Origin of the sequence: Tsukamurella sp. USMM236 (assembly GCF_037148755.1) — a bacterium.
In the GTDB taxonomy this organism is placed as follows: Bacteria; Actinomycetota; Actinomycetes; order Mycobacteriales; family Mycobacteriaceae; genus Tsukamurella.
The window spans coordinates 1-26,024 of sequence record NZ_JBBCSS010000010.1 but is presented as its reverse complement, the minus strand read 5'-3'; the positions used below and the strand labels follow the sequence as shown (position 1 = coordinate 26,024).

General features: G+C 71.5%; 22 protein-coding genes and 3 tRNA genes. 20 read left to right on the top strand and 5 right to left on the bottom strand.

The features are described 5' to 3' along the window. The first annotated feature begins 76 nt into the window (after window positions 1-76). From iolC to WFK95_RS23025, 12 genes are all read left to right on the top strand, one after another. The gene (iolC, locus tag WFK95_RS23080) at window positions 77-1,054 is read left to right on the top strand and encodes a 5-dehydro-2-deoxygluconokinase (protein WP_068521472.1); all 978 of its coding nucleotides are present in this window, start codon (window positions 77-79) and stop codon (window positions 1,052-1,054) included. After that, on the top strand, window positions 1,047-1,958 hold the full coding sequence (locus tag WFK95_RS23075; RefSeq protein ID WP_336672101.1) for a Cgl0159 family (beta/alpha)8-fold protein: 912 nt from the start codon (window positions 1,047-1,049) through the stop codon (window positions 1,956-1,958). Before iolC ends, WFK95_RS23075 begins: the two co-directional genes overlap by 8 nt. A 34-nt stretch (window positions 1,959-1,992) precedes the next feature. Then, window positions 1,993-3,501 (top strand): CoA-acylating methylmalonate-semialdehyde dehydrogenase, encoded by a 1,509-nt coding sequence (locus tag WFK95_RS23070; protein ID WP_336672100.1) that lies wholly within the window; start codon window positions 1,993-1,995, stop codon window positions 3,499-3,501. A gap of 59 nt (window positions 3,502-3,560) precedes the next feature. Continuing rightward, window positions 3,561-4,505, top strand: coding sequence for a 5-deoxy-glucuronate isomerase (iolB, locus tag WFK95_RS23065; RefSeq protein ID WP_224646799.1), 945 nt, complete (start codon window positions 3,561-3,563; stop codon window positions 4,503-4,505). Beyond that, the gene (gene iolD / locus WFK95_RS23060) at window positions 4,502-6,451 is read left to right on the top strand and encodes a 3D-(3,5/4)-trihydroxycyclohexane-1,2-dione acylhydrolase (decyclizing) (RefSeq protein WP_336672099.1); all 1,950 of its coding nucleotides are present in this window, start codon (window positions 4,502-4,504) and stop codon (window positions 6,449-6,451) included. The genes iolB and iolD overlap by 4 nt, the downstream gene beginning before the upstream one ends. A 45-nt stretch (window positions 6,452-6,496) precedes the next feature. After that, on the top strand, window positions 6,497-7,441 hold the full coding sequence (locus WFK95_RS23055) for a sugar phosphate isomerase/epimerase family protein (protein ID WP_336672098.1): 945 nt from the start codon (window positions 6,497-6,499) through the stop codon (window positions 7,439-7,441). Window positions 7,442-7,497: 56 nt separating this feature from the next. After that, window positions 7,498-8,520, top strand: coding sequence for a Gfo/Idh/MocA family protein (locus WFK95_RS23050; protein WP_336672097.1), 1,023 nt, complete (start codon window positions 7,498-7,500; stop codon window positions 8,518-8,520). An 8-nt stretch (window positions 8,521-8,528) separates the two neighbouring features. Next, complete coding sequence (locus WFK95_RS23045; protein ID WP_336672096.1) at window positions 8,529-9,404, top strand: sugar phosphate isomerase/epimerase family protein; 876 nt, start codon at window positions 8,529-8,531, stop codon at window positions 9,402-9,404. A gap of 36 nt (window positions 9,405-9,440) precedes the next feature. After that, window positions 9,441-10,967 carry a glutamate--tRNA ligase gene (gene gltX, locus WFK95_RS23040; protein WP_336672095.1) on the top strand — a complete coding sequence of 509 codons (1,527 nt, stop codon included), beginning with the start codon at window positions 9,441-9,443 and terminating at the stop codon, window positions 10,965-10,967. A 92-nt stretch (window positions 10,968-11,059) separates the two neighbouring features. After that, window positions 11,060-11,131, top strand: a tRNA-Gln gene (locus WFK95_RS23035). A 38-nt stretch (window positions 11,132-11,169) separates the two neighbouring features. Further along, window positions 11,170-11,242: transfer RNA gene (locus WFK95_RS23030), tRNA-Glu, on the top strand. 69 nt (window positions 11,243-11,311) lie between these two features. Beyond that, window positions 11,312-11,384, top strand: a tRNA-Glu gene (locus WFK95_RS23025). Between the two features lie 52 nt (window positions 11,385-11,436). Here WFK95_RS23025 and WFK95_RS23020 read toward each other — a convergent pair. From WFK95_RS23020 to WFK95_RS23010, 3 genes are read right to left on the bottom strand one after another with little or no spacing between them, the layout of a single operon-like run. Continuing rightward, entirely contained in the window at window positions 11,437-11,835 is a 399-nt protein-coding gene (locus WFK95_RS23020; protein ID WP_224646806.1) for a phage holin, read from the bottom strand. A gap of 20 nt (window positions 11,836-11,855) precedes the next feature. Beyond that, window positions 11,856-13,463: an N-acetylmuramoyl-L-alanine amidase gene (locus WFK95_RS23015; RefSeq protein WP_336672094.1), complete on the bottom strand. Its 1,608-nt coding sequence runs from the start codon at window positions 13,461-13,463 to the stop codon at window positions 11,856-11,858. After that, complete coding sequence (locus WFK95_RS23010; RefSeq protein ID WP_336672093.1) at window positions 13,460-14,260, bottom strand: hypothetical protein; 801 nt, start codon at window positions 14,258-14,260, stop codon at window positions 13,460-13,462. Before WFK95_RS23010 ends, WFK95_RS23015 begins: the two co-directional genes overlap by 4 nt. Window positions 14,261-14,540: 280 nt before the next feature. On the opposite strand from WFK95_RS23010, the gene WFK95_RS23005 reads away from it, so the two are divergent. Beyond that, the gene (locus WFK95_RS23005; protein ID WP_336672092.1) at window positions 14,541-17,165 is read left to right on the top strand and encodes a helix-turn-helix transcriptional regulator; all 2,625 of its coding nucleotides are present in this window, start codon (window positions 14,541-14,543) and stop codon (window positions 17,163-17,165) included. Between the two features lie 45 nt (window positions 17,166-17,210). Next, the gene (locus tag WFK95_RS23000; RefSeq protein WP_224646810.1) at window positions 17,211-18,503 is read left to right on the top strand and encodes a DUF2235 domain-containing protein; all 1,293 of its coding nucleotides are present in this window, start codon (window positions 17,211-17,213) and stop codon (window positions 18,501-18,503) included. On the opposite strand, the gene WFK95_RS22995 is transcribed toward WFK95_RS23000, so the two are convergent. After that, complete coding sequence (locus WFK95_RS22995) at window positions 18,490-19,536, bottom strand: substrate-binding domain-containing protein (protein ID WP_224646811.1); 1,047 nt, start codon at window positions 19,534-19,536, stop codon at window positions 18,490-18,492. The two genes, WFK95_RS23000 and WFK95_RS22995, sit on opposite strands and share 14 nt — an antisense overlap. Before the next feature lie 135 nt (window positions 19,537-19,671). On the opposite strand from WFK95_RS22995, the gene WFK95_RS22990 reads away from it, so the two are divergent. The 4 genes from WFK95_RS22990 to WFK95_RS22975 all read left to right on the top strand — a co-directional run bounded on the left by WFK95_RS22990 (window position 19,672) and on the right by WFK95_RS22975 (window position 23,012). After that, the gene (locus WFK95_RS22990) at window positions 19,672-20,025 is read left to right on the top strand and encodes a MarR family transcriptional regulator (protein WP_336672091.1); all 354 of its coding nucleotides are present in this window, start codon (window positions 19,672-19,674) and stop codon (window positions 20,023-20,025) included. 104 nt (window positions 20,026-20,129) lie between these two features. Then, a complete protein-coding gene (locus WFK95_RS22985) occupies window positions 20,130-20,777 on the top strand; it encodes an AmiS/UreI family transporter (RefSeq protein WP_224646813.1) in 648 nt (215 codons plus the stop codon). Between the two features lie 54 nt (window positions 20,778-20,831). After that, entirely contained in the window at window positions 20,832-21,869 is a 1,038-nt protein-coding gene (locus tag WFK95_RS22980) for an aliphatic amidase (RefSeq protein WP_068521441.1), read from the top strand. A 3-nt stretch (window positions 21,870-21,872) separates the two neighbouring features. Then, window positions 21,873-23,012, top strand: coding sequence for an AAA family ATPase (locus WFK95_RS22975; RefSeq protein ID WP_336672090.1), 1,140 nt, complete (start codon window positions 21,873-21,875; stop codon window positions 23,010-23,012). A 4-nt stretch (window positions 23,013-23,016) separates the two neighbouring features. On the opposite strand, the gene WFK95_RS22970 is transcribed toward WFK95_RS22975, so the two are convergent. Continuing rightward, window positions 23,017-23,739, bottom strand: coding sequence for an IclR family transcriptional regulator (locus tag WFK95_RS22970; RefSeq protein ID WP_224646815.1), 723 nt, complete (start codon window positions 23,737-23,739; stop codon window positions 23,017-23,019). 87 nt (window positions 23,740-23,826) lie between these two features. On the opposite strand from WFK95_RS22970, the gene leuC reads away from it, so the two are divergent. Further along, the gene (gene leuC / locus WFK95_RS22965; RefSeq protein ID WP_224646824.1) at window positions 23,827-25,260 is read left to right on the top strand and encodes a 3-isopropylmalate dehydratase large subunit; all 1,434 of its coding nucleotides are present in this window, start codon (window positions 23,827-23,829) and stop codon (window positions 25,258-25,260) included. 32 nt (window positions 25,261-25,292) lie between these two features. Beyond that, a complete protein-coding gene (leuD, locus tag WFK95_RS22960; RefSeq protein ID WP_336672089.1) occupies window positions 25,293-25,880 on the top strand; it encodes a 3-isopropylmalate dehydratase small subunit in 588 nt (195 codons plus the stop codon). Window positions 25,881-26,024 lie beyond the last annotated feature (144 nt).

The window sequence follows — 26,024 nt, the reverse complement described above, 5'->3', positions numbered from 1 at the left end:
TCTGTTAGATTGACAGGACAAACGAGCGGGAGTGATCCACGTCTCGTCCGGGACCAGGCTAAGGAGGGCCTCCCACATGACTGACGCCGGTACCCACGGTGCCCCGTTCGACCTGATCACCATCGGGCGGGTCGGGGTCGACATCTACCCCCTGCAGGACGGTGTCGGACTCGATCGTGTCGAGACCTTCGGCAAGTACCTCGGGGGCAGCGCGACCAACGTCGCCGTCGCCGCGGCCCGTCACGGCCGACGGTCCGCGGTCATCACGGCGACCGGCGCGGATCCGTTCGGGCGCTTCGTTCATCAGGAGCTGGTGCGCCTCGGCGTCGACGACCGGTACGTGGGCGAGGTCCGCGGCCTGAACACCCCCGTCACCTTCTGCGAGATCTTCCCGCCGGACGACTTCCCGCTCTACTTCTACCGCGACCCGATCGCGCCGGACCTCATGCTGGACGACGACGCGCTCGACCTCGACGCGATCCGCTCCGCGAAGATCTTCTGGGCCACCGTCACCGGGCTCTCCCGCGAGCCCAGCCGCTCCGCGCACCACACGGCGTGGAACGCCCGCGGCCGCGCCCCGCTGACCGTCCTCGACCTCGACTACCGGCCCATGTTCTGGGAGTCCGCCGAGGTCGCGAGCCAGGAGGTGGGCAAGGCCCTCGAGCACGTCACCGTCGCCATCGGCAACCGCGAGGAGTGCGAGGTCGCGGTCGGCGAGACCGAGCCCGGCCGCGCCGCCGACGCCCTGCTGGAGCGCGGCGTCGAGCTCGCCGTGGTGAAGCAGGGCCCCAAGGGCGTCCTCGCGAAGACCCGGGACGAGAGTGTCGAGGTCGCACCGCACTTCGTCGACGTGATCAACGGTCTCGGCGCCGGTGACGGCTTCGGCGGCGCCGTCTGCCACGGCCTGCTCGCGGGCTGGCCGCTCGAGCGGGTCCTGCGCTTCGCCAACGTCGCCGGGGCCATCGTCGCCTCGCGCCGCGAATGCTCGACCGCCATGCCCACCACCGACGAGGTGGAGTCCGTCATCGAGGAACGGGACAACAACCATGTCTGACACCGCCCGCACCACCGGCCCGCTCACGGCGGGCGATTTCGACCGGCTGCGCGCCGCCCGGCACGAGAACCCCGACGCCATCGCCGATGTGCTCGGCGCACGGATCCGCCGCCCCCTCGTCCGCGGCGACCGCCGGCTGCTCATCGTGGCGGCGGACCACCCCGCCCGCGGCGCGCTCGGCGTCGGTTCCGACGCGATGGCCATGGCCGACCGGTACGACCTGCTGCAGCGGATGGCGCTCGCCCTCTCCCGCCCCGGGGTCGACGGGGTGCTCGGCACCCCCGACGTCGTCGAGGACCTCGCGCTGCTGGGCCTACTCGACGACAAGATCGTGGTCGGCTCCATGAACCGCGGCGGCCTGCGCGGCGCGGCGTTCGAGATGGACGACCGGTACACCGCCTACGACGTTCCCTCGATGCGGCGCGGCGGCCTGGACTTCGGCAAGCTGCTCGTGCGCGTCGACCTCGAGGACCCCGGCACCGTCGTCACGCTCGAGGCCACGGCCCGCGCCGTCGACGCCGCGGCGGCCGCGAAGCTGCCGATCATGCTGGAGCCCTTCATGAGCCGCCGCACCGACGGGAGGATCGGCAACGACCTCTCGACGGAGGCCGTCATCAACTCGGTCGCCATCGCCTCCGGCCTCGGCAACACCTCCGCCTACAGCTGGCTCAAACTCCCCGTCGTCGACGACATGGAACGCGTCATGGCGGCGACCACGCTGCCCACGCTGCTCCTCGGCGGCGACCCGGGCGGCGACCCCGCTGCCGTCTACGCCTCGTGGGCCAAGGCGCTCGCCCTGCCCGGCGTGCACGGCCTCGTCGTCGGCCGCACCCTGCTCTATCCCCGCGACGGCGACGTGACCGCCGCCGTCGACACCGCCGCCGGCCTCGTGCACGGCGCCTGACCACCCGCATCCACCTCCGCGAAGGAGCCGCTCCATGACCACCACCGAGACCCTCACCGTCGTCCCGCACTGGATCGACGGCGCCGAGTACCCGTCCACCAGCGGCCGCACCGCCGACGTCTACGACCCCGCGCTCGGCGTCGTGACCAAGCGGGTCGCGCTCGCCGATCGCGCCGAGATCGACGCCGCCGTCGCCTCCGCCAAGAAGGCCTCGGACAACTGGGGGGAGCTCTCTCTCGCCAAGCGCCAGTCGGTGCTGTTCGCCTTCCGCGAGCTGCTCAACGCCCGCAAGGGTGAGCTCGCCGAGATCATCACCAGTGAGCACGGCAAGGTCCTCTCCGACGCCCTCGGCGAGATCAGCCGCGGCCAGGAGGTCGTCGAATTCGCCTGCGGCATGGCGCATCACCTCAAGGGTGAGTACAGCGAGCAGGTCTCCTCGGGGATCGACGTCTACTCCACCCGCCAGCCCCTCGGCGTGGTCGCGGTGATCAGCCCGTTCAACTTCCCCGCCATGGTGCCCGCCTGGTTCTTCCCGATCGCGATGGCCGCGGGCAACGCCGTGGTACTCAAGCCCAGCGAGAAGGATCCGTCGGCCGCGATCTGGATGGCGGAGCTGTGGCGCGAGGCGGGCCTGCCCGAGGGCGTGTTCACCGTGCTCAACGGCGACAAGGAGGCCGTCGACGGCCTGCTGACTCATCCGGACGTCGCCGCCGTCTCCTTCGTCGGTTCGACGCCCATCGCGCGGTACGTCTACGAGACCGCCACCGCGCACGGCAAGCGGGTCCAGGCCCTCGGCGGCGCCAAGAACCACATGCTGGTGCTGCCCGACGCCGACCTCGCCCTGACGGCCGACGCCGCGATCAACGCCGGCTTCGGTTCGGCCGGCGAGCGGTGCATGGCCATCTCGGTCGTCGTCGCCGTCGAGCCCGTGGCGGACGCGCTGATCGCGGAGATCACCGATCGCATGGCCGGGCTGCGCATCGGCGACGGCCGCCGCGGCTGCGACATGGGGCCGCTCGTCACGCAGGCGCACCGGGACAAGGTCGCCTCCTACATCGACGTCGCCGTCGCGGACGGCGCGAGCGTGGTCGTCGACGGTCGCGACGTGACCCCGGACGGCGATGCGGCGGGCTTCTGGCTCGGTCCGACCCTGATCGACCGCGTGCCCACCACCTCCCGGGTGTACACCGAGGAGATCTTCGGCCCCGTGCTCGCGATCGTGCGCGTCGCCTCGTACGAGGAGGGGGTCGATCTCATCAACGCCGGCGCCTTCGGCAACGGCACCGCGATCTTCACCAACGACGGCGGCGCCGCACGCCGGTTCCAGAAGGACATCCGCGTGGGCATGGTCGGCATCAACGTGCCGATCCCGGTCCCCGTGGCCACCTTCAGCTTCGGCGGCTGGAAGGACTCGATGTTCGGCGACACCAAGGCGCACGGCGCCGAGGGCGTGAAGTTCTTCACCCAGCTCAAGGCGATCACGAGCCGGTGGCTCGACCCCAGCCACGGCGGCGTCGACCTGGGATTCCCCCAGAACGACTGACGCGGACTTCATTCCGGCAGCACCATCGTCCGCGAGGACGGAAACAGGAGAGGACGGCGATGGCGACGACGCCCAACGAATGGTTCCACGCCCGAGGCGCGCTGGCGCGCGACGGGTGGGAATCGGTGGTCGACGGCTCCCTGCCCGGCTGGGCGCACACCGGGATCCGCGTCGCGGACCTCGGCGACGCGCCGGTCGTGCTGCCCGGCGGTGACATCGAGCGCATCGTCGTGCCGCTCTCGGGCGGGTGCCACGTCGAGCTCGACGGCGCCGCCGCCGCGAGCTTCGACGGTGCGCCGTCCGTGGCCCTCGCGGGCCGCGCGTCGGTCTTCGACGGGCCCACCGACGTCCTGTACGTCGGCGCCGGTGGGGGATTCACCGTGCGCGGAACCGCGCGCATCGCCATCGCCGAGGCGCCCACGTCGCAGCGCCGCCCCACGCGGTACATCCCCGCCACGGAGGTCCCCGTCGAGGTGCGCGGCGCCGGCCGGGACACCCGGCAGGTGCACAACTTCGGCACGCCCGGCGCGCTCGACGCGGCCGCCCTCATCGTGTGCGAGGTGATCACCCCCGGCGGCAACTGGAGCAGTCACCCCGCCCACAAGCACGACGAGCACATCGCCGGCCACGAATCCCGGCTCGAGGAGATCTACTACTTCGAGGCGGCGCCCGCCCGCGGCCTACCGGCAGGGACCGTGCCCGAGACGACCGACGCCTTCGGGAGTTTCGTCACCTACTCGTCCGCGGCGGGGGAGATCGACACCAACGCCCTCGTCCGCACCGGCGACATCGCCCTCGTGCCCTTCGGCTACCACGGCCCCGCGATGGCCGCCCCCGAGTACGACCTCTACTACCTCAACGTCATGGCGGGCCCCGACCCCGAACGGGTCTGGCTGATCAGCGACGACCCGCGCCAGGCCTGGCTGCGGGACACCTGGCCCACGCAGGCCACCGACCCGCGGCTGCCCTACGCGGCCGCACCGACCGAAGGAGACGAGCGATGAGCACCCGGCGGATGACCGTGGGCCAGGCCCTCATCGAGTTCCTGGCGCACCAGTGGACCGTGGACGAGATCGTCCTCGCCGACGGCACGGTGAGCACCGTGCGCGAGCGCACCGTCCCCGCGACCTTCGGCATCTTCGGCCACGGCAACGTCGCCGGCGTGGGCCAGGCCCTGCTGCAGTACGCGACCACCGATGCCGGGCTCATGCCCTACCACCAGGCCCGTAACGAGCAGGCCATGGTGCACCAGGCCGTCGGTTACGCCCGCATGCACCGCCGGCGCGGCACCTACGCGTGCACCGCCTCCGTGGGCCCGGGCGCCGCCAACATGCTGACGGGCGCCGCGCTCGCGACCGCCAACCGGCTGCCCGCGCTGCTCCTGGTCTCCGACACCTTCGCCACCCGCGTCGCGGATCCGGTGCTGCAGCAGCTCGAGCACCCGCACGACATCGGGCTGCAGGTCTCCGACGCCTTCCGGCCCCTCTCGAAGTTCTTCGACCGGGTGCAGCGGCCGGAGCAGCTGTTCTCCATCGCGCTGGCCGCGATGCGGGTGCTGACCGACCCGGCGGAGACCGGTGCCGTGACCATCGCGCTGCCCGAGGACGTCCAGGCCGAGGCCGTCGACGTCCCCGAGGAGTTCCTCGCGGACCGCGAGTGGCACCTCCGCCGGCCCCTGCCCGAGCGCGGCCCGCTGGCCCGCGCCGTCGCGGCGATCCGGGAGGCGAAGCGCCCCTTCATCGTCGCCGGCGGCGGCGTCCTCTACGCGGGCGCCGAGGACGAGCTGCGCCGGTTCGCGGAGGCCACGTCGATCCCCGTCGGCACCACGCAGGCGGGCGGCGGCGCGCTGGCCTGGGACCACCCGCTGAACCTCGGCGGCGTGGGCGCCACCGGCACCGCGGCGGCGAACGCCATCGCCGCGCAGGCCGACGTGATCATCGGGATCGGCACCCGGTACAGCGATTTCACCACCGCCAGCCGCACGGCCTTCCAGGACGCGGGCGTGCGCTTCGTGAACCTCAACGTCGCCTCGTTCGACGCCTACAAGCACGGCTCGCAGCTGCCGCTCATCGCCGACGCCCGCGAGGGCCTCGCCGCGCTGCGAGCGGGGCTCGCCGACTACCGCGTTCCGCCGGAGTCCGTCGCCGCGGCCGCTGCGGCCAAGGCGGACTGGGACGCGGTCGTCGACGTCGCCCTCGCGCCCACCGGGGCCGACCTGCCGGGCCAGCCCGAGGTGATCGGCGCGGTGCACGCCGCGATGGACCCGGCCGACGTGATCATCCAGGCCGCGGGCTCCCTCCCGGGTGACCTGCAGAAGCTGTGGCGCGTGCGGGACCCGCTCGGCTATCACGTGGAGTACGCCTTCTCCTGCATGGGATACGAGATCGCGGGCGGGCTCGGCGCGAAGCGCGGGCTGCTCGCCCTCGGCGACGACCGCGACGTCGTCGTCATGGTCGGCGACGGCTCCTACCTCATGCTCAACAGCGAGCTCGTCACCGCCGTCGCCGAGGGGATCAAGCTCATCGTCGTCATCGTCGAGAACCAGGGCTACGCCTCGATCGGCCACCTCTCCGAGACCGTCGGCTCGCAGCGTTTCGGCACTCGGTACCGCACCGCGGACGAGTCGGGCGGCGTCCCCGCACCGGAACTCGATCGCGGCGCGTTCCTGCCCGTCGACCTGGCGGCCAACGCGCGCAGCTACGGCGCGCGGGTCATCGACATCGCGCCCGGACCGGACTCCGTCGCGGAGCTCACCGAGGCCGTCCGCGCCGCCAAGGCGGCGACCGGCCCCACCGTCATCCAGATCCACAACGACCCGTTGGTCTACGCCCCCGAGGGCAACGGCTGGTGGGACGTCCCGGTCGCCGCGGTGTCGACGATCGACAGCACCGTCACCGCGCGCGCCGAGTACCTCGACCAGCAGAAGGCGCAGCGGCCGCTGCTCGGCTGAGCCTTCGCCCCACCACTCTCACGATCCGACGTAAGGACCATCGTCATGACCGACACCCTGGGCACGACCGCCTCCGCCGCCGCCCACACCGAGGGCCTCCGCATCGGCACCGCCCCCGACTCGTGGGGCGTCTGGTTCGCCGACCACCCGCGCCAGACCCCGTGGGAACGCTTCCTCGACGAGGTGGCCGAGGCCGGCTACCACTACATCGAGCTCGGCCCCTACGGCTACCTGCCGACCGACCCCGAACGCCTGCGCGACGAGCTCGCCGAGCGCGACCTCGAGCTGTCCGGCGGCACCATCTTCACCGGCTTCCACAAGGGCGCCGACCAGTGGGACCGCGCCTGGAAGCAGGTGAGCGACGTCGCCACCCTCGTCGGTGCCCTGGGCGCCGAGCACATCGTCGTCATCCCCGACCTGTGGCGCTCCGATCTCACCGGCGAGGCCCTCGAGTCCCGCACCCTCGACGACGAGCAATGGAAGGCGCTCGCCGCCGGCCACGACCGGCTCGGAAAGGCGCTCGCGGAGGAGTACGGGATCAAGCAGCAGTTCCACTCCCACGCCGACAGCCACGTCGGCACCACCGGCGAGGTGGAGCGCCTCCTCGCCGAGACCGACCCGCGGTACCTGAACCTGTGCCTCGACACCGGCCACTTCGCCTACTACGGCGGCGACAACGTGGCCCTCATGCAGCGCCACCCGGAGCGCATCGGCTACCTGCACCTCAAGCAGATCGACCCGGCGCTGATCTGGGAGGTGCTCAAGAACGACACCCCGTTCGCCGACGCCGCCTCCGCCATCATGGTCGAGCCGCCCAACGGGATCCCGGACTTCGCGCCCGTCATCGAGGCGGCGCTGCGCATCAACCCGGACCTGTTCGCCATCGTCGAGCAGGACATGCCCGGCTGCGACATCGACCTCCCCGCGGGCATCGCCACCCGCACTCGGCAGCACATCTTCGGCTGCCACCCGCTCACCCGCACCCGCTGATCCCGAACCCGGACATCGAGCTCGGACCCCGAAGCCCCGCAAGGAGACACCCACAGATGACCAACGACTTCCGCGTCGCAGTGGTCGGCGCCGGCATGATGGGCGCCGACCACGTGAAGCGCATCGCCACCATCACCGCGGGGGCGTCCGTCGCCGCGGTCGTCGAGCCCGACGAGGCCCGCCGGGCCGCCGCCCTCCGACTCGCGCCCGGCACCGCCGGTTTCGCCGACCTCGACTCCGCGCTCGCCTCGGGCGTCGTCGACGGCGTGCTCGTCGCCACGCCCGGGCAGTTCCACGAGGACGCGCTGCTGAAGGTCCTCGCTGCGGGACTGCCCGTGCTCTGCGAGAAGCCGCTCACCCAGGACCCCGAGTCCTCCTGGCGCGTCGTCGAGGCCGAGATGGCCGGCGGCCGGCAGTTGATCCAGGTCGGCTTCATGCGCCGCTTCGATCGCGAGTACGAGGAGCTGCGGAAGGTGGTGGCCGCCAAGCCCGCCGGCGAGCTCGTCATGCTGCACGCCCGCCACCGCAACGCCTCGGTGCCGGAGAGCTACGTGCAGACCATGCTCATCAACGACTCCGTGGTGCACGAGTTCGACGTCGTCCCGTGGCTGGCGGGCGGAGTCGTCACCTCGGTCGAAGTGAAGTACCCGCGCCGCAATTCGCGGAGCCCGGAGCACCTGCGTGAGCCGATCCTCGTCCTGATGGAGCTCGACAACGGGGTGCTCGTCGACGTCGAGATGAACGTCTCCATCGAGTTCGGCTACCAGGTCGCGACCGAGGCCGTCTTCGAGCAGGGCGTCGCCCGCATCGGCGAGCCCTCGGGCCTGCAGATGTGGCAGCAGGGCCGGTTCTCGGTCGCCGACCACGCCGACTTCACCACCCGGTTCCGCGACGCCTACGACCGCCAGGTCCAGGCCTGGGTCGACGCCGCGAAGGCGGGCACCATCGCCGGACCGTCGGCCTTCGACGGCTACAAAGTCGCCGTGTGCTGCGCCGCCGGAGTCAAGGCGCTGGAGACGACCGGCCCCGTGCCCGTCGAGCTCCCCGAGATGCCGGCGTTCTACGCCGAGCGTGCCTAGGGGGCATCGTGGTCCGCATCGCCCTCGATCCCACGCCGTACCACTCGACGCACGACTTCGAGGACTTCTTCGACGTGGCCGCCAAGGCCGGCTACGAGTGGATCCAGCTGACCCCGCACGCCGACTTCATCCCGTTCTTCGCGCACCCGCGCGTGGACCGGGCGCAGCTCGCGCGCGTGCGCAAGCGCGCCGCCGACGCGGGCGTCGGGATCACGTCGCTGCTCCCGGTGCAGCGCATCTCGTGGCCCGACGAACCGCAGCGCGAGGTGGCGGTCCGGAACTTCCGGCGCATCATCGCGATCGCCGCGGAGCTCGAGACGCCCGTCATCAACACCGAGTTCAGCGGCCGGCCCGAGCGCGCCGAGGAGTCCGAGGCGGGCTTCTACCGCAGCATGGACGAGCTCGTCCCGCTCCTCGAGCGGGAGGGCGTGACGCTGAACATCGACCCGCACCCCGACGACTTCGTCGAGGACGGGCTCGAGGCCTGGCGGATCATCCGCGGGCTGGACACCCCGGCCGTCGGCTTCGTGTACGTGGGCAGCCACACCTTCCACTACGGCGACCGCGCGGCCACGCTGATCCCGCAGCTGGGGGAGCGGCTCGGCGCCGTGTACGCCGCGGACAGCTTCGATCACCGCCGCTCGCACGGCCTGCGGTACATCACCAACCCGCCCGGCAACGCGGTCCGCGTGCACCAGCACCTCACCATCGGCGACGGCGATGTGGATTGGGACGAGCTGTTCGGCCACCTCGGCGCTTCCGGGTTCCTCGCCCGCGAGGACGCGATCATCTGCTCCAACGTCTTCGCCGAGGACGAGCGCGCCGACGAGGTGTCCGCGCTGCAACTCGAGAAGATCCGGTCGCTGGTCGCGGCGCACGCGTGAGCGGCCGCGTCGTGCGCGGCGACTACGCTGGACGTCGTGACTGAGTCTTCCGCCGCACCGTCGAACGCCGCCGCGCCCGGGTCCGTCCGCGTGCGCTTCTGCCCGTCGCCCACCGGCACGCCGCACGTCGGCATGGTGCGCACCGCGCTGTTCAACTTCGCCCACGCGCGACACACCGGGGGCACCTTCGTCTTCCGGATCGAGGACACCGACGCCGCCCGCGACAGCGAGGAGAGCTACGCAGCGATCCTCGAGTCGCTGCGCTGGCTCGGACTCGACTGGGACGAAGGGCCCGAGGTGGGCGGACCCTACGGCCCCTACCGCCAGTCCGAGCGCAAGGACCTGCACCTGGACGTCGTGCGCTGCCTCGTCGAGGGCGGTTACGCCTACGAGGCCTTCTCGACCCCGGAGGAGGTGGAGGCGCGGCACGTCGCCGCCGGCCGGAACCCGAAGCTGGGCTACGACAACTTCGATCGTGACCTCACCGACGAGCAGAAGGCCGCCTACCTCGCCGAGGGCCGCAACCCCGTCGTGCGGTTGAAGATGCCCGACCACGACTTCACCTGGAACGACATGGTGCGCGGCGAGACCACCTTCGCCGCGGGCAGCGTCCCCGACTTCGCTCTCACGCGCGCGAACGGCGACCCGCTGTACACCCTGGTCAACCCCGTCGACGACGCGATGATGAAGATCACGCACGTCCTGCGCGGCGAGGACCTGCTCAGCTCCACGCCGCGGCAGATCGCGCTGTACGAGGCGCTGGAGGCGATCGGCGTCGCCGAGCGCACCCCCGAGTTCGGACACCTGCCGTTCGTGATGGGGGAGGGCAACAAGAAGCTGTCCAAGCGCGACCCCGAGTCCAACCTCTTCCACCACCGCGACCGCGGCTTCATCCCGGAGGGGCTGCTCAACTACCTCGCGCTGCTCGGCTGGGGCATCTCGGCCGACAACGACGTCTTCAGCCTCGACGAGATGATCGCCGCCTTCGACGTGCACCGGGTGAACTCGAACCCGGCGCGCTTCGATCAGAAGAAGGCCGACGCGATCAACGCCGAGCACATCCGCCTCCTCGCCCCCGAGGACTTCGAGGCGCGCCTGCGGGCCTTCCTCGTCGACCGGGGCTTCGTCGACGGTGCGCGCCTCGGCGCGGAGTTCCCGACCGCCGCCGAGCTCGTGCAGACCCGCATCGTGGTGCTCTCGGACGCCTGGGACCTGCTGAAGTTCCTCTACGTCGACGAGGCCGACTTCGAGGTCGATCCCGCGGCCGCCGCGAAGAACATCAAGGCCGACGCCGGCCAGGTGCTCGACGAGAGCATCGCCGCGCTCGACGGGCTCGCGGACTGGACCACCGACGCCATCGAGGGCGCCCTCAAGGGCCGGCTCATCGACGAGCTCGAGCTCAAGCCGCGCAAGGCCTACGCCCCGATCCGCGTGGGCGTGACGGGCTCGCCGATCAGCCCGCCTCTGTTCGAGTCGCTGGAGCTCCTCGGGCGGGAGCGGACGCTGAGCCGGCTCGTGGCCGCCCGCGCCCTGGTACCCGCCGACGGTGCCGCCCCGCAGTAGGGGATGACCTGCCGATTTGGCGTTCCCAGTGCGGCTGGGTAAGCTGGATCGCGGCTCAAAACGAGGTCGGAAACGACTTCGAACTGAGTCAGTGGCCTATGGTGTAATTGGCAACACGGCTGATTCTGGTTCAGTTGTTCTAGGTTCGAGTCCTGGTAGGCCAGCGTGACAGCGCCCTCCGCGTGCGGAGGGCGCAGTCCTAGCCCCCGTCGTCTAGCGGCCTAGGACGCCGCCCTCTCACGGCGGTAGCGTGGGTTCGAATCCCATCGGGGGTACGTTCGATGCAGGTGTGCTACCTTCATCGACATCGTCGAGGCGCCTCGTGCGCATCGGCAATAGTTCTGGCCCCCGTCGTCTAGCGGCCTAGGACGCCGCCCTCTCACGGCGGTAGCGTGGGTTCGAATCCCATCGGGGGTACAACGGAAGGCCCGGATCATGCGATCCGGGCCTTCGTCGTTCCTCCCCGGAGCTATCCCACCGGCACGGCGCGCGGCGCTGCGGTGCGGTTCTCCTCGGCCAGCCCCGACGGCGTGAACGCCGCGGCCAGCCCGATCCCCAGCAGGGACACCACGATGCCGCTGATCGCCGCCCACGTCGCGTCCGTGCCGATGCCGTAGCCCTGCAGCACGGCCTGGAGCGCCGCGGTGGTCAGATAGACGGCGTTGCGCCAGCGGGACTCGCAGTTGACCACCGCGATGAGCAGTGTGACGGCTGCGATCACCAGCGAGGTCCAGGCCGCGGCCTGGTTCCCCGGGATGAGGCCGCCCGCGGCCAACAGTGTGACGAGCGGGCCCGCGGTGGCGTACAGCGCGCGCCGGACTGATTCGGGGATCCTCCGCGGGAGGATCCGGCTCCTGTTCTCCTCCATGATCTCCACCTCTTCCGGTGTCAGGCGGCCGGCGCCGCGCCGGCCGCATCGGGTGCGCCGGCCGCGCCGACCACCGTGGTTCCGTCGGGCGACCAGTACAGCCGCCCGTGTTCGAAGTCCTGCCGCACGCCGCCGTCGGCGAGCCTCATCTCCGACGAGACGGGCCATCCCAGAGGCCCCTTCTCGTAGCCGTCGCGGGCCCAGCGGGCGCCGATCGTGCCCGCCACGAAGAAGCCCTGCGCCGCGTCGCGGCGCCGGTAGAGCACCCCGCGCTCGAAGGCCTCGACCTGCCCGTCCGGCAGCTCGGTGTGGTCGACCACCGGGTAGCCGAGGGGGCCGTTCTCCCGCTGGTAGGACGTGTAGGACTCCAGCAAGCGGGTCGGCACGGCGTGCGCCCCGGTGAGGGCGGTCCAGTAGATCGTGCCGCCCCGGAAGGCCGCGAACCAGCCGCGCTCGTCGGGGCAGGCGACCGCGACGAGGTCCTTCCGCGGGCCGAGCCAGTCGGCGGCCCGGGCAGCGACGGCGCCGATCGCGGCCTCCGCCTGCGCCGCGGCGTCGATCGGCGGCGGGACGGGCACCGGGCCCGCGGCGGCCGGCGCTGCGGGAGCGCCGGCCTTGGCGGCGTCCGCGGGAGCCGCCGCGCCGCTGAACACGGCGACGTCCGCGGCGAAGACGTCCCAGGGGAAGCCGTCGCCCACGTCGGTGTGGTCGCCGATGCCCGCGCGGGTGACGTACCGGTGATCGCTGATGCCGTCGGTGACCCGGTACGGCGGGGCGACGACGGTCGTGGCGAAGCCGTACTTGCGCGCGTCCGCCACCGCGAGCCACGCCGCGATCGTGAGGTCGGCGCGGCGCTCGAGCCAGTCGGCGCGCGACCACCCGGCGTGACTGCCCGCGAAGCACAGGTTGATCGTGTACGGGTTGGCGCTGAGCACGCTCCACGAGGCGAAGTCGGTGTCGACGACGTCGCACACCACCCCGTCCCGCACGGTGTAGTGGTAGCTGGCGCCGTGCGCCGCGTCGTTGCAGAAGGCGGCGAGGCGCTCGGCGGTGCTGTTCCCCTCCTCGGTGTGCAGGAGGAAGTTCCGGATCACCGCGCCGTTGCGCGACGAGCGGGAACCGCCCATCCGGTCGAGTTCGGTGTAGGCGGGTGCGGGGGACATCGCGACTCCGTTCGCGTCGTCGGGAAAGGGTGACGGGGCGGCCGCGGCCAAGCGGTCGTAGATCGCCTGCGCCTGCGCCATCCGCTCGTCGTAGCGATCGGGGAAGGCCGAGCGCTGGACCTGCTGGGCGTACCAGCCGGGCGTGTGGGCGGGCGAGTCGAAGGGCTGCGCCTTGAGTGCCGTGTAGAACAGGCGCGAGCTCAGGGTGGGGTCCATGCGCTCCCGCGCGCTCGAGCCCCACCACGGTGCCCGCTGCTGCAGGGGCCCGACGCTGTTCGCGTCCGAGCCGATGGCGTCGTGGGGTTCCTTGAGGGAATCGGGGTCGGCGGGGTTGGCGTAGACGGTGAGGTTCGATTCGACGAGGCCGGTCGCCAGGCAGATCACGATCCCGCGCTCGGAGACGCCGGACCGGCGCCCCTCCGCGATGAACGCGGCGGCGACCCCGTCGCGGGTGTACGCGCTCATACCGGCACCACCGACTTCTTCCAGCTGCAGACACGGGCGAGCAGGTCGATCCCGGAGACCGGCCGGTTCGCGCTGTCGCGCCACATGGGGAGGCCGTACGCGGTGGTGTGCTGTCCGCTCGCGAAGCCCGACAGATCTGCCGGCCAGGACCACCACCCCGGGTCGAACCAGTGCCCGACGTTCGCGAGATCGGAGACGACGTCCTCGATCCCGTCGTCGACGAGCTGCGCGATCAGGCGGTTCGGGTCGGTCAGGGTGAATGCCATCACCGGACCGGCGAAGGCGTGCAGGGGCGATACGGCGGGGCAGGAGGTCATCACGTCGCCGGGACTGGCGATCTCGAACAACGGCACCGGCGACCGCTGGTCGTTCGGCACGGTCCCGGTGCCGCCCGTCGCGTAGATGCCGAAGCGGTTCGGCGCGATCGGCAGCCCGTAGGAGACGCCCGCCCGCCGGCTGGGGTCGGCGATGGTGCCGACCATCAGGCAACCCGCCGTGTCAGCACTCGTCTTGAGCCACCGGTTCACGCCGACGGCGCCGAGCGAGTAGCCGAGAACGATGTAACGGTCCCCGGGGTGGAGCGCCGCGGTCCGGCTGCGGAGCCAGTCCACCACCTGCGTCGCGCTGTTGTCGCCCGACGGTGCCAGCGGATCGCGGGCGGCGTTGTCGAGGCTGATCGAGGCGCTGTAGATCACCTGTTCCACGGTGACCTCGCGCAATTGCCGGGTGACGTTGTCCAGCATGTTGCCCGAGACGGGTTCGCCGGTGCCCCGGGCGCAGAAGACGAAAACGGACATTCGCTCGCTCCTTCGGTGCGGAGATCGCCGGGGCGGGAGAGGGATTCCGCTGGTGCGTACGGCGACCTGAAGGAAAGTCTGCGCAGCAGCGACGCCGAGCACACGAGTAGCGCACTACCTGATTTCTCGCCGGCTCCGTGGACGGCGGTGCGAGATCAGCCGCGGCGGATCGCAAACATCGAATTTTCGACCATTAGTACCCGAATCGACGTGCCGGGCAGGAAAACCCGGGAGATTCGACCTGCGCAGTCGGGCCGCACCGGGACTAGAATAGGTGTTCATGCGACAGCAGTTGCGGATCGTCGAGCGGGGGCGCGAGTACGACGACGTCCGCGCGGCGCTCGATGCGGGGTCCGCGGGCTGTGGGGTCATCGTGACGGGGGACGCCGGCGTCGGCAAGACGACGCTCGCGCGGTCGGTCGCGGCGGATTCGAAGCTGCACGTGCAGTGGGTCGCGGGAACGGAATCCGCGCGCGGGATCCCCCTCGGGGTGTTCGCGCATCTCGTCGGCCCGGCCACCTCCACCGATCCGGTCACCTACCTGTCGGCGGCGCGGGAATCGCTGCTCGCGGACGGGCACCTCGTCGTCGGCGTGGACGATGCGCATCTGCTCGACGAGCTCTCGGCGACCCTGCTGCACCAACTCGCCATCGACCGCGCCGTCCACCTCATCGCGACGGTCCGCAGCGGCGAGGCGGTGCCCGACGCCATCACCAGCCTGTGGAAGGACGGCCACGTCGTCCGGATCGCGCTGGATCCCTTCACGCTGGAGCAGAGCGTCGAGCTGGTCGAGGCGGCGGTCGGGGGACGCCTCGAGGGCCTGTCGGCCCGCCTGATGTGGGAGGCCTCCGGTGGGAACGCGCTCTACCTCAAGCACCTCGTGCAGGGGGCGCTGGAATCGGGGGCGCTGCGGGAGGTCGGCGGCGTGTGGCAGATGCGCGGACGGGCGGCGGTGACCTCGGAGTTGGCCTCGCTCCTCGACGGGCGCGTCGACCACCTCGACGACGCCGTGCTGCACGTGCTGAAGCTGCTGACGCTCTGCGAGCCGATCGACCTCGACGTGCTGGCCGACCTCGGTGGGGACGACGCCGTGGAGAAGGCCGAGGCCGAGGGGCTGATCCGGATCGCCCGCGAGGGCCGCGCGCTCTCGGTCCGCTACGCGCATCCGCTCTTCGGCGAGGTGATCCGGGGCCGGCTGGGATTCGCCGCGTCGCGGCGGCTGCGCGGGCACCTCGTCGAGGCGCTGGGGCGGCGCGAGGTCTCCTCGGCGTCGGACCGGATCCGGCTCGCGGGACTGGCTCTCGACAGCGACGCCGACCTCGAACCGGGCCTCCTGTGCGATGCCGCCCGCGACGCCCTGATGCTCGCGAACGTCCCGATGGGGGAGCGCTTCGCCCGCGCCGCACTGGACGGCGGGGCCGGGCTGCCCGCCGCGTGCCTCCTGGCGCGCGCGCTGATGTGGCAGGGCGAGGCGGCCGAGTCCGACCGGGTGCTCCGGGCCTTCGACTCCGACGATCTCGACGAGGTCGAGCTCGTGCTGTGGGGCGCGCAGCGGATCGGGAACCTGTTCTGGGCGGTCGGCGACGTGGCCGCCGCGAACGAGGTGCTAGCGCTGCTGGCCGAGCGCGTCGAGGCGCCCGTCCTCGCACTCATCGTGCAGGGCATCGGGGCGGCGTGCGCCGCGTTCACCGATGACCTGCCGCGGGCGCTGGAGCTGGCGGACGGCGTCATCGGGTCGCCCGCGGCAACGCCCTGGGCCGTGGAATGGGCCGTCTTCGCAGGCGGTTTCGCGCGGGCGCTGGCCGGCCGCGGCGACGAGGTGGCGGCGCTCGCGGTGCGTGGCCGCGAGGCCGAACCGCACACGGACGGCGTGCTGCGGTTCCCCGCGGGCTACGGGGAGATCCTCGCGCTGACGCTCACCGGGGCCTTCGAGCGCGCCCGCGCCGCGGCGCAGCGCTACGTCGAGTTCCGTTCCGCGGGGCAGTTCCTCGCGTGGGCGCTCTCCGGCATCCATGTCAGCGCGGTCGACCTCGCGGAGGGGAACTACGCGCGGGTCGTCCAGCAGGCGGAGCAGACCCTGGCGACGGTCCGCGACCGCCCCGACGTCTCGTGGGTCTTCCCCGCGCGGTTCCAGCTGGCGCAGGCGTACGCCGCGCTCGGCGAGGCGGAGGCGGCGGCCGCGGCGATGCTCGACGCCCGCCGGCATTTCGGGGACAACGTGGCGGTGTTCGGCCACCAGCTCATGATCGCGCAGGCGTGGCAGGAGGCGGCGGCGGGGACCACGTCCGCGGCGATCGCCACCTCCCGGGCGGCGGCCGACGCCGCGGGGGCGAGCGGGCAGCACGCCCTCGAGGCGGAGGCGCTGCACACCGCCGCGCGGCTCGGTGACGCGGAGCCCGGGATCGCCGACCGCCTCGATGCGCTCGCGGAACGACTGGACGGCGTGCTGGTCCCGGTGTACGCCCGGCACGCCCGCGCGCTGGCCGACCGGGACGGTGCGGGCCTCGACGCCTGCGCGGCGGAGTTCGAGCGGATCGGCGCCCTGCCCTCGGCGGCGGATGCGGCCGCTGCGGCGGCGAGCATGCACGCACTGGCGGACGCACGGAGCGCGATGCACGCCTCCGCGGCCACCGCGGACCGTCTGGCCGCGGCGTGCGGCGGCCTGCGGACGCCCGCACTCGCGGAGTCCGCCCACCCGCTCCCGCTCACCACCCGGGAGCGGGAGATCGCGAATCTCATCGCCGCCGGACTCACGAACAAGGAGATCGCGGACCGGCTGTTCCTGTCGGTCCGGACGGTCGAGGGGCACATCTACCGCGCCTGCGCCAAGGTGGACGCGACCGATCGCGCGGGCCTCGCGTCCGCGCTCGTGCGGGGGCGCCGCGATGCGGCCCGAATCGAGTAGCCCACTACTCGTGACCGCTGTCCGCCCGCTTCGTACGGTCGGACCATGAACGCCATCCGGAAGCCGAAGACCCTGGTGATCTGCTGCGACGGCACGTGGCAGAAGCCCGACAACAAGCACGTCTCGAACGTGGAGAAGATCGCCCGCGGCGTGGCCCCCGTCGGGCACGACGGCGAGCCCCAGATCGTCTACTACCAGCGCGGCGTGGGCTCCGCCGGCAGCCGGATCGAGCGCGTTCTCGCGGGTGCCTTCGGGTTCGGGCTCGACGCGAACATCCTCGACTGCTACTGCTTCCTGGCGCTCAACTACGAGCCGGGCGACCGGATCTCGGTGTTCGGCTTCAGCCGCGGCGCCTACACGGCGCGAAGCCTCATCGGGATGATCTCCCACGTCGGCCTTCTGACCCCGGACGGCGTCGCGCAGGACAAGCTACCCGAGGCGATGTCCGTGTACCGGACGCGGCCGCCGGGCGAGAAGAAGGACCCGAAGCACGACGCGGACCTCGCGAGGCTGCAGCCGTACTGCTACGACGAGGGCGTCGTCACCATCGACAATCTGGGCGTCTTCGACACCGTCGGCGCCCTGGGCCTCCCCGGCATCGCCCGCGAGAAGTACCGGTTCCACGACGTCGAGCTCAGCCCGAAGGTGAACCGCGCCCGACAGGCCCTCGCGCTCGGCGAGCGCCGCCGGCCCTTCGCGCCCTGCCTGTGGGGCGGCGCGCACCGGGACATCCGGCAGGTGTGGTTCGACGGCGTCCACCTCGACGTGGGCGGAGGGTACGAGAACTCCTTCTACTCGGACCGGTCCCTGCTCTGGATGGTCGGCGAGGTGGCGCAACGCGGCCGGCTGCGGGAGTCCGTGCGACCCAAGGCCGCGGTCCGGCCGGAGGACTACGACGACTATCCGGGGCTGCGCTTCGACTGGTCCATGCTCGGGCCGGGCCTGTGCTCCACCGGCCCCGTCGAGAACGATTCGCTGGGCTTCGGATACCGGATCGCCAACGCCCTCGCGGCGATCCGCGACCTGTGGCGCCGGCCCGGGCCCGGCGTCGTGCCGGTCTTCGCCGGCGGGTGGCGCACCATGGCGCCGACCGCGCCGAGCGTGAACGATCCGCACGGCCGCGCCTACGACGTCCACCTCGAACGCAGCGCCGCCCAGCGCGGGATCAACCCGAACACGGCGATCTGGGTGGCCGAGGTGCGCGGCGCCCTCAGCCTGAAGCCCGACGGCTCGACCGGGCCGGCCGACGTGCACGCGCTGGACAATCTCTACACCGAGGTCCCCACCTTCGCGGCCCTCAGCGCGCCGCCCGCGAGTGGGACGCTCAGAGCTGGCTGATCACGTCGAAGTCGCAGCCCTCCGCGCGCGCCAGGTACATCCGCTGATGCGCGTGGCCGTCGCGGAGCGCCATGTTGCCGCGGGCCCCTTCGTAGTGCACGCCGCCGACCCCCGCCATGATGTCCCGGACGTCCGTGCTGCGCACCGTCGACAACAGGGACTCGAGCAGGAGCATGCCCTCGAAGCAGGACTCGCCCATCGACGTCGGGGTGCAGGCGTCGGGGCCGAAGCGGCCGAAGTAGCGGGCGCCGAACTCCATCGACTCGGACGTCACCACGGAGTCGAAGTAGCCCGCCGAGGCGAACAGGTCGCGCGTGGCGTCCGGGCCCGAGGCCATCAGCATGTGCTCGTCCATGAGCGGCGAATAGCGCACGAAGGCACCGTCGAGGCCGGCCGCCGCGAAGGCCCGGTTGAACTCGACCGCGTCCTGCCCGAGGAGGAGCATGAGCACGCCGTCGGCGTCGGAGCGCGCGATGTCGGTGACGACGGACGAGAAGTCCTCGGTGCCGACGGGGACGAAGCGCGCGCCCACGAGATCGTCGCCGAGGCGGCGCGCGAAGCGCACGCACGCCTTCGCGCTGTCGCGGGCCCAGAGGTAGTCGCTGCCGACGATCCACCACCGGCGCAGTCCGCGTTCCCGGCGGAGCCATTCGAGGGCGGGGAGGATCTGCTCCTCGGGCGTCTCGCCCGTGAGGAAGACACCGGCCGTCGACTCGCCGCCCTCGTAGAGCGCGGTGTAGACGTAGGGCACTCGCAGGTCGAGCCGCGCGGAGAGCGCGCGCCGCACGTCGGAGGTGTGCCAGCCGACGATGGCGTCGATCTCGCCCGCCGCCAGCAGGGATTCGACCTCGCGCGTCACGTTCGCCACGCCGGTGGCGGAGTCGATGGGGCGCACGGTCAACTCGCGCCCGAGGATCCCGCCCCGGGTGTTGATGTCGTCGGCGGCCAGCGTCGTGCAACTGAGGCACGACGGGCCGAACAGCCCCGCGGGGCCACGTCGGGGGTACAACAACCCAACGGTGTACTCGCTCATGGACGTCCGCTCGTCTGAAGTCCTGCCCTACGGACCGGTGTGCAGACGAGCCTACGCGGAGCGCGCCCGCAGCCGGGGAAGAACGCGATACAGTGGTCGCGGATTGCGATGACACAGTCGAGGATCGGGGCGGACATGGACGCGAGCGCGGACCTGCGGGAGGCGCCGGCGCGCACCGCTTTCGCGGCCGTCTGCGAGGCCGACGATCTCGTCATGAACGTCCTCACTCCGGCCCTCGCGGAGCACGACCTCACCGTCGAGCACTTCCGCGCGCTGCGCCTGCTCGCCGCGGTCGAAGGCGCCACCGTCGGTGAGCTGGCGGCCCGGACCGGCACCACTCCGTCGTCCACCACCCGCCTGGTCGACCGCCTGGTCGAGCGCAACCTCGCGTACCGGCGACCCGCTCCGGGCGACCGGCGCAGTGTTCTGCTGACGCTCTCCGACACCGGCCGCGAGGTCTGGGAGTCGCTCGTCCTGCGCCTGTCGTAGCAACCCCTACCTGCGTTTTCACCGATTCCGCTGCGCGCATCGAGCTGTCCGCGAATACTACCGATCAGAGATAGTGCCGAATCGGTAATAAATCGGGAGTCGCGATGACCACACTCGGATTGCTCTTCGTCGGAGCCGTTCTGTTCGTCAACGGGGCCTGGTTCCTCGGGGCGATCTCCGCCCGCGAGGCGGGCGTCTTCAACCTCTTCGTCGGGGCGATACAGGTCGTCCTACCGACGCTCGCGGTCGTCGCCGCCGACGGTGACCTCGGCGGGGTCTTCGGGGCGGGGTCGAGCTACCTGTTCGGCCTCACCTACCTCTACGTCGGCGTCAACAACCTCATGGGCAACGACGGCCGCGGCCTCGGCTGGTACTCGCTCTTCGTGTCCGCCATGGCGATCGTCTTCGGCGTCTTCTCCTTCTCGTCGGACCCCGTCTTCGGCGTCATCTGGTTCGTCTGGGCCGTGATGTGGCTGTTGTTCTTCCTCATCCTGGCCGTCGGGAAGACCTCGCTCATGCCCTTCACCGGCTGGCTGATCCTCGTCGGCTCGCACCTGACCGCGACGGTCCCCGCGCTGCTGATCTGGCGGGGGAACTGGCCCACCAGTACGTCGGCGGCCCTGTGGGCGGTGGTGATCGCCGTCGCGCTCCTGGTGCTGAGCGCCGTGGCGGCGCGGGTGCTGCCGTCGCTGCCGGCTCCGGCGTCCGCGCTCCAGTCCGTGCCGGCGGCCGCCGCGCCCGAGGCCGCCTGATCCGGCAATCCCTGCCCTGCAACGACATCAACGAAATCAACGAAAGGTCCCACCATGCGTCACGGAGACATCTCCTCCAGCCCGGACACCGTCGGCGTCGCCGTCGTCAACTACAAGATGCCGCGCCTGCACGACCGTGCCGGGGTCATCGAGAACTGTCACAAGATCGCCGAGATGATCGTCGGCATGAAGGCCGGCCTGCCGGGCATGGACCTCGTCGTCTTCCCCGAGTACTCCACGCAGGGCATCATGTACGACCCCGACGAGATGTACGCCACCGCCGCCGCGATCCCCGGCGAGGAGACGAAGATCTTCTCCGACGCCTGCCGCAAGGCCGGCACCTGGGGCGTCTTCTCCATCACCGGTGAGCAGCACGAGGACCACCCGAACAAGCCGCCCTACAACACCCTGATCCTCATCAACGACCAGGGCGAGATCGTCCAGAAGTACCGCAAGATCATCCCGTGGGCCCCCATCGAGGGCTGGTACCCCGGCAGCTCCACCTATGTCGTGGACGGCCCCAAGGGGCTCAAGGTCTCGCTCATCGTCTGCGACGACGGCAATTACCCGGAGATCTGGCGCGACTGCGCCATGAAGGGCGCGGAGCTCGTGGTGCGCTGCCAGGGCTACATGTACCCGTCGAAGGATCAGCAGGTGCTCATGGCCAAGGCCATGGCCTGGGCCAACAACGTCTACGTCGCCGTCGCCAACGCCGCCGGCTTCGACGGCGTCTACTCCTACTTCGGCCACTCGGCGATCATCGGCTTCGACGGCCGCACGCTCGGCGAGACCGGCGAGGAGGAGTACGGCATCCAGTACGCGCAGCTCTCCGTCTCGACGATCCGCGACGCCCGCAAGCACGACCAGTCGCAGAACCACCTCTTCAAGATCCTCCACCGCGGCTACACGGGCATCCACGCCGCGGGCGAGGGCGACAAGGGCGTCGCCGAGTGCCCCTTCGACTTCTACAAGCTGTGGGTCACCGACGCCGAGGCCGCGCGGGAGCAGGTCGAATCCTTCACGCGCGACACGATCGGCGTCGCCGACTGCCCCGTCGGGACCCTGCCCACCGAGAAGACCCGCGAGGCGTAGACCGTGCCCTTCATCACCGATCGCCTGGCCGCCGAGGGCGTCGCCGTCGGCGGCCAGGGGTCCGGCCACTCCGAGTCCCGCCCCATCGACGCCGAGTTCGCCAAGGCGGCGGTCGGGCGGGTCGACGCGGCGCGGATCCTGGCGCAGCTGCGCGCCAACGTCTTCGGACAGGACCACGCGATCGAGTCGATCTTCAAGACCCTTTCGGTGGTGCAGGCGGGCCTCACGGACAAGACCCGTCCTCTCGCCAGTCACCTGCTGGTCGGCCCCACCGGGACCGGCAAGACCGAGATCGTCCGCCAGCTGGCCTCCGCGCTGCGGACGGGGCCGGACGACTTCTGCCAGGTGGACATGTCGGCCATGGCGCAGGAGCACTACGCCGCGTCCTTCGCCGGGGCGCCGCCCGGCTACTCCGGCTCCAAGGAGGGGCTCAGCGTCTTCGATCGCGACCGCATCGAGGGCACCGTCTCCATGCCCGGGATCGTGCTCTTCGACGAGGTGGAGAAGGCCCACACCACGGTGCTGCGGGCCCTGCTGCACGTGCTGGACCGGGGGCAGCTGACCCTGGCGAACGGGCAGCAGCGCTACGACTTCCGCAACTGCCTGGTGTTCATGACCTCCAACCTCGGCAGCCGCGAGCTGCGCGCCGAGCAGGAGCGTCCGTGGCACCGGGCCGGGCGCTCGGTCTCCCGGCTACTGCCCGCGCCGGCGGGGGAGCGGGTGGACCGCGTCCTGGAGGGGCGCCTCGACCGGATCTCGGAGCAATCGATCGCCCGGTTCTTCGATCCCGAGTTCCTCAACCGGATCGACGAGGTGACGCTCTTCGAGGAGCTCTCCCAGGACACCGCGGTGGAGGTGGCCCGGCACGAGCTGGAGATGTTCGCGGACCGGGCCCGCAAGCGGGGCGTGGACCTGACGATCGACGACGCGGTCGCCGCCCATCTGGTGGAGACCGGCTTCGACCCGGTGTACGGCGCGCGCTCCGTCCGGCGCGCGATCCGGCACGACGTCTGGCCCATGGTGGCCGAGGCCGTGATCGCGCACCGCGCGGCGCGCATGGCGGACACGACGAGCCGCGTCTCCGCGGTCCTCGTGGTCGACGGTGCCGCGGTGCGCTGCCGGGTGGGCGGTCCGGCGGCGTAACGGCTCAGATCCGGCGCTGCAGCGCCTCCGCCGCCTGCAACAGGTCGGCGGCCCACCGGGCGCCGGGCCGCCGGCCCATGCGGTCGGTCGGGCCGGACACGGAGATCGCCGCGATCACCTCGCCGCGCGGATTGCGGACCGGCGCCGAGACGCTGGCGACGCCCGACTCGCGCTCGCCGGCGCTCTGCGCCCAGCCGCGCTTGCGGACCTCGGCGAGCGCGCGGTCGCTGAAGAAGGAGTCGGTCCGGGGATCCGCCCACGCCGCGAGCACCTTCGCGCCCGAGCCGGCGGTCATCGGGAGCCGGGATCCCACCGGCACGGTGTCGCGCAGGCCCGAGGGCGGCTCGGCGGCGGCGACGCACACCCGGTGATCGCCCTCGCGGCGGTAGAGCTGGACCGACTCCCCGGTGATCTCGCGGAGCCGGGGCAGGACCATCGCCGCCGTGTCGACGAGCGCGTCGGCGGTGCTGGCCGCGAGCTCGCGCAGCGCGGACCCGGGCCGCCACAGGCCGTCCCCGTCCCGAGTGAGCAGGCCGTGCAGCTCCAGCCCGACGGCCAGACGGTGCGCCGTCGCCCGCGGCAGGCCGGTGCGGCCGCACAGCTCGGCGAGGCTCGCCGGCTCCTCCGCGGCCGCGCGCAGCACGGCCACCGACTTGTCGAGCACGCCGATCCCGCTCACCGGGGTGAGGCTTTCGGGGGTGTCCGACGGTGCGGTATCATTTCCCATAGTTCGATACTAGGCTCTCGCATGGTGGGATTCAACGCGCAGCCCGCGTCCACCGGCGGAGCGAAGATCATGGAGCAGGTGGGAAGCATGCAGCCGCGCACAATGGCCGAGAAGGTCTGGGATCAGCACGTCGTCGTCAAGGGGGAGGGCGAGGGCGCCTCGCGCGAGCCCGACCTCATCTACATCGACCTGCACCTCGTGCACGAGGTGACGAGCCCGCAGGCCTTCGACGGCCTGCGCCTGGCCGGCCGGCCGGTGCGGCGCCCCGACCTCACCATCGCCACCGAGGACCACAACGTGCCCACCGACACGCTGGTCCAACCCATCGCCGACGAGGTCTCCCGCACCCAGGTGGAGACCCTGCGCCGCAACTGTGCCGAGTTCGGCGTCCGCCTGCACTCCATGGGCGACGGCGAGCAGGGCATCGTCCACGTGATGGGACCGCAGCTCGGTCTCACCCAGCCGGGCATGACGGTCGTCTGCGGCGACAGCCACACGTCCACGCACGGAGCCTTCGGCGCCATCGCCATGGGCATCGGCACCTCGGAGGTCGAGCACGTGCTGGCCACCCAGACCCTGCCGCTCAAGCCCTTCAAGACCATGGCCATCAACGTCTCCGGCGAGCTGCAGCCCGGCGTCACCTCCAAGGATCTGATCCTGGCGATCATCGCCAAGATCGGCACCGGCGGCGGCCAGGGCTACGTCCTCGAGTACCGCGGCAGCGCCATCGAGAAGCTATCGATGGAGGCGCGGATGACCATCTGCAACATGTCGATCGAGGCCGGCGCCCGCGCCGGCCTGATCGCGCCCGACCGGATCACCTACGACTACCTCGAGGGGCGCGACCACGCGCCGAAGGGCGCCGACTGGGACGCCGCGATCGAGGCCTGGGACGCCCTTCGCACCGACGAGGGCGCGGTTTTCGACGCCGAGGTCGACATCGACGGCAGCGCGCTCACTCCCTTCGTCACTTGGGGCACGAACCCCGGCCAGGGCCTGCCGCTGAGCGCCTCGGTGCCCGATCCCGAGTCCTTCGGCTCGGACGGCGAGAAGGAGACCGCCGCGAAGGCGCTGCAGTACATGGGCCTCGAGGCGGGCACCCCGCTGCGCGACATCGCCGTCGACGCCGTCTTCGTCGGCTCGTGCACCAACGGCCGGATCGAGGATCTGCGCGCCGTCGCCGAGATCCTCCGCGGCCGCAAGGTGGCAGAGGGCGTCCGCATGCTCGTCGTACCCGGGTCGATGCGCGTGCGCGCCCAGGCCGAGGAGGAGGGCCTGGGGCAGGTCTTCCTCGACGCCGGCGCCGAGTGGCGGCAGGCCGGCTGCTCGATGTGCCTGGGCATGAACCCGGATCAGCTCGCCGCCGGCGAGCGCTCCGCGTCCACGTCGAACCGCAACTTCGAGGGGCGCCAGGGCAAGGGCAGCCGCACGCACCTGGTCTCGCCGGCGGTCGCCGCCGCGACGGCCGTCCGCGGCACCCTCTCCGCCCCGGCCGATCTGGCCCCCGTCGCCGGCGCGTAGCGCCCGCCCGTCCGCAGTCAAGGAGAACGAGCATGGAAGCCATCGTCACCCACACCGGCATCGGCGTGCCGCTGCGCCGCACCAACGTCGACACCGACCAGATCATCCCCGCCGTCTACCTCAAGCGCGTGACCCGCACCGGATTCGAGGACGGACTGTTCTCGGCCTGGCGTGGCGATCCGAACTTCATCCTGAACACCCCGCCCTACGACCGCGGCTCGGTGCTGGTCGCCGGACCGGACTTCGGCACCGGTAGCTCCCGCGAGCACGCCGTGTGGGCCCTCATGGACTACGGCTTCCGGGTGGTCATCTCGTCGCGGTTCGCGGACATCTTCCGCGGCAATTCGGGCAAGGCGGGCCTCGTGGCCGCTCTGGTCGAGCAGGAGAACGTCGAGCTGCTCTGGAAGGCCCTCGAGAACGATCCCGGGCTGGAGATCACCGTCGACCTCGAGGACAAGACGGTGACCGCCGGGGACTTGGTAGTTCCCTTCACGATCGACGACCCGGTCCGATACCGCCTGATGGCCGGTCTGGACGACATCGGCATCACTCTGCAGCAGGACGAGGCGATCACCGAGTTCGAAAGCCGCAGGCCCGCATACAAACCCGTGACCCTGTAGCTCGAAAACCCGTCAGTGGCGGCCCCGGGTGGGCACGGGGGCCGCCCAGTTGAATGCGGAACAAAATAGGTGAAAAAATGCGTGGGGGGTGGGTTTAAATCACATATGGGGTTAAGGTGTGCCGAGGTTGGTGAGCGGTGGGCC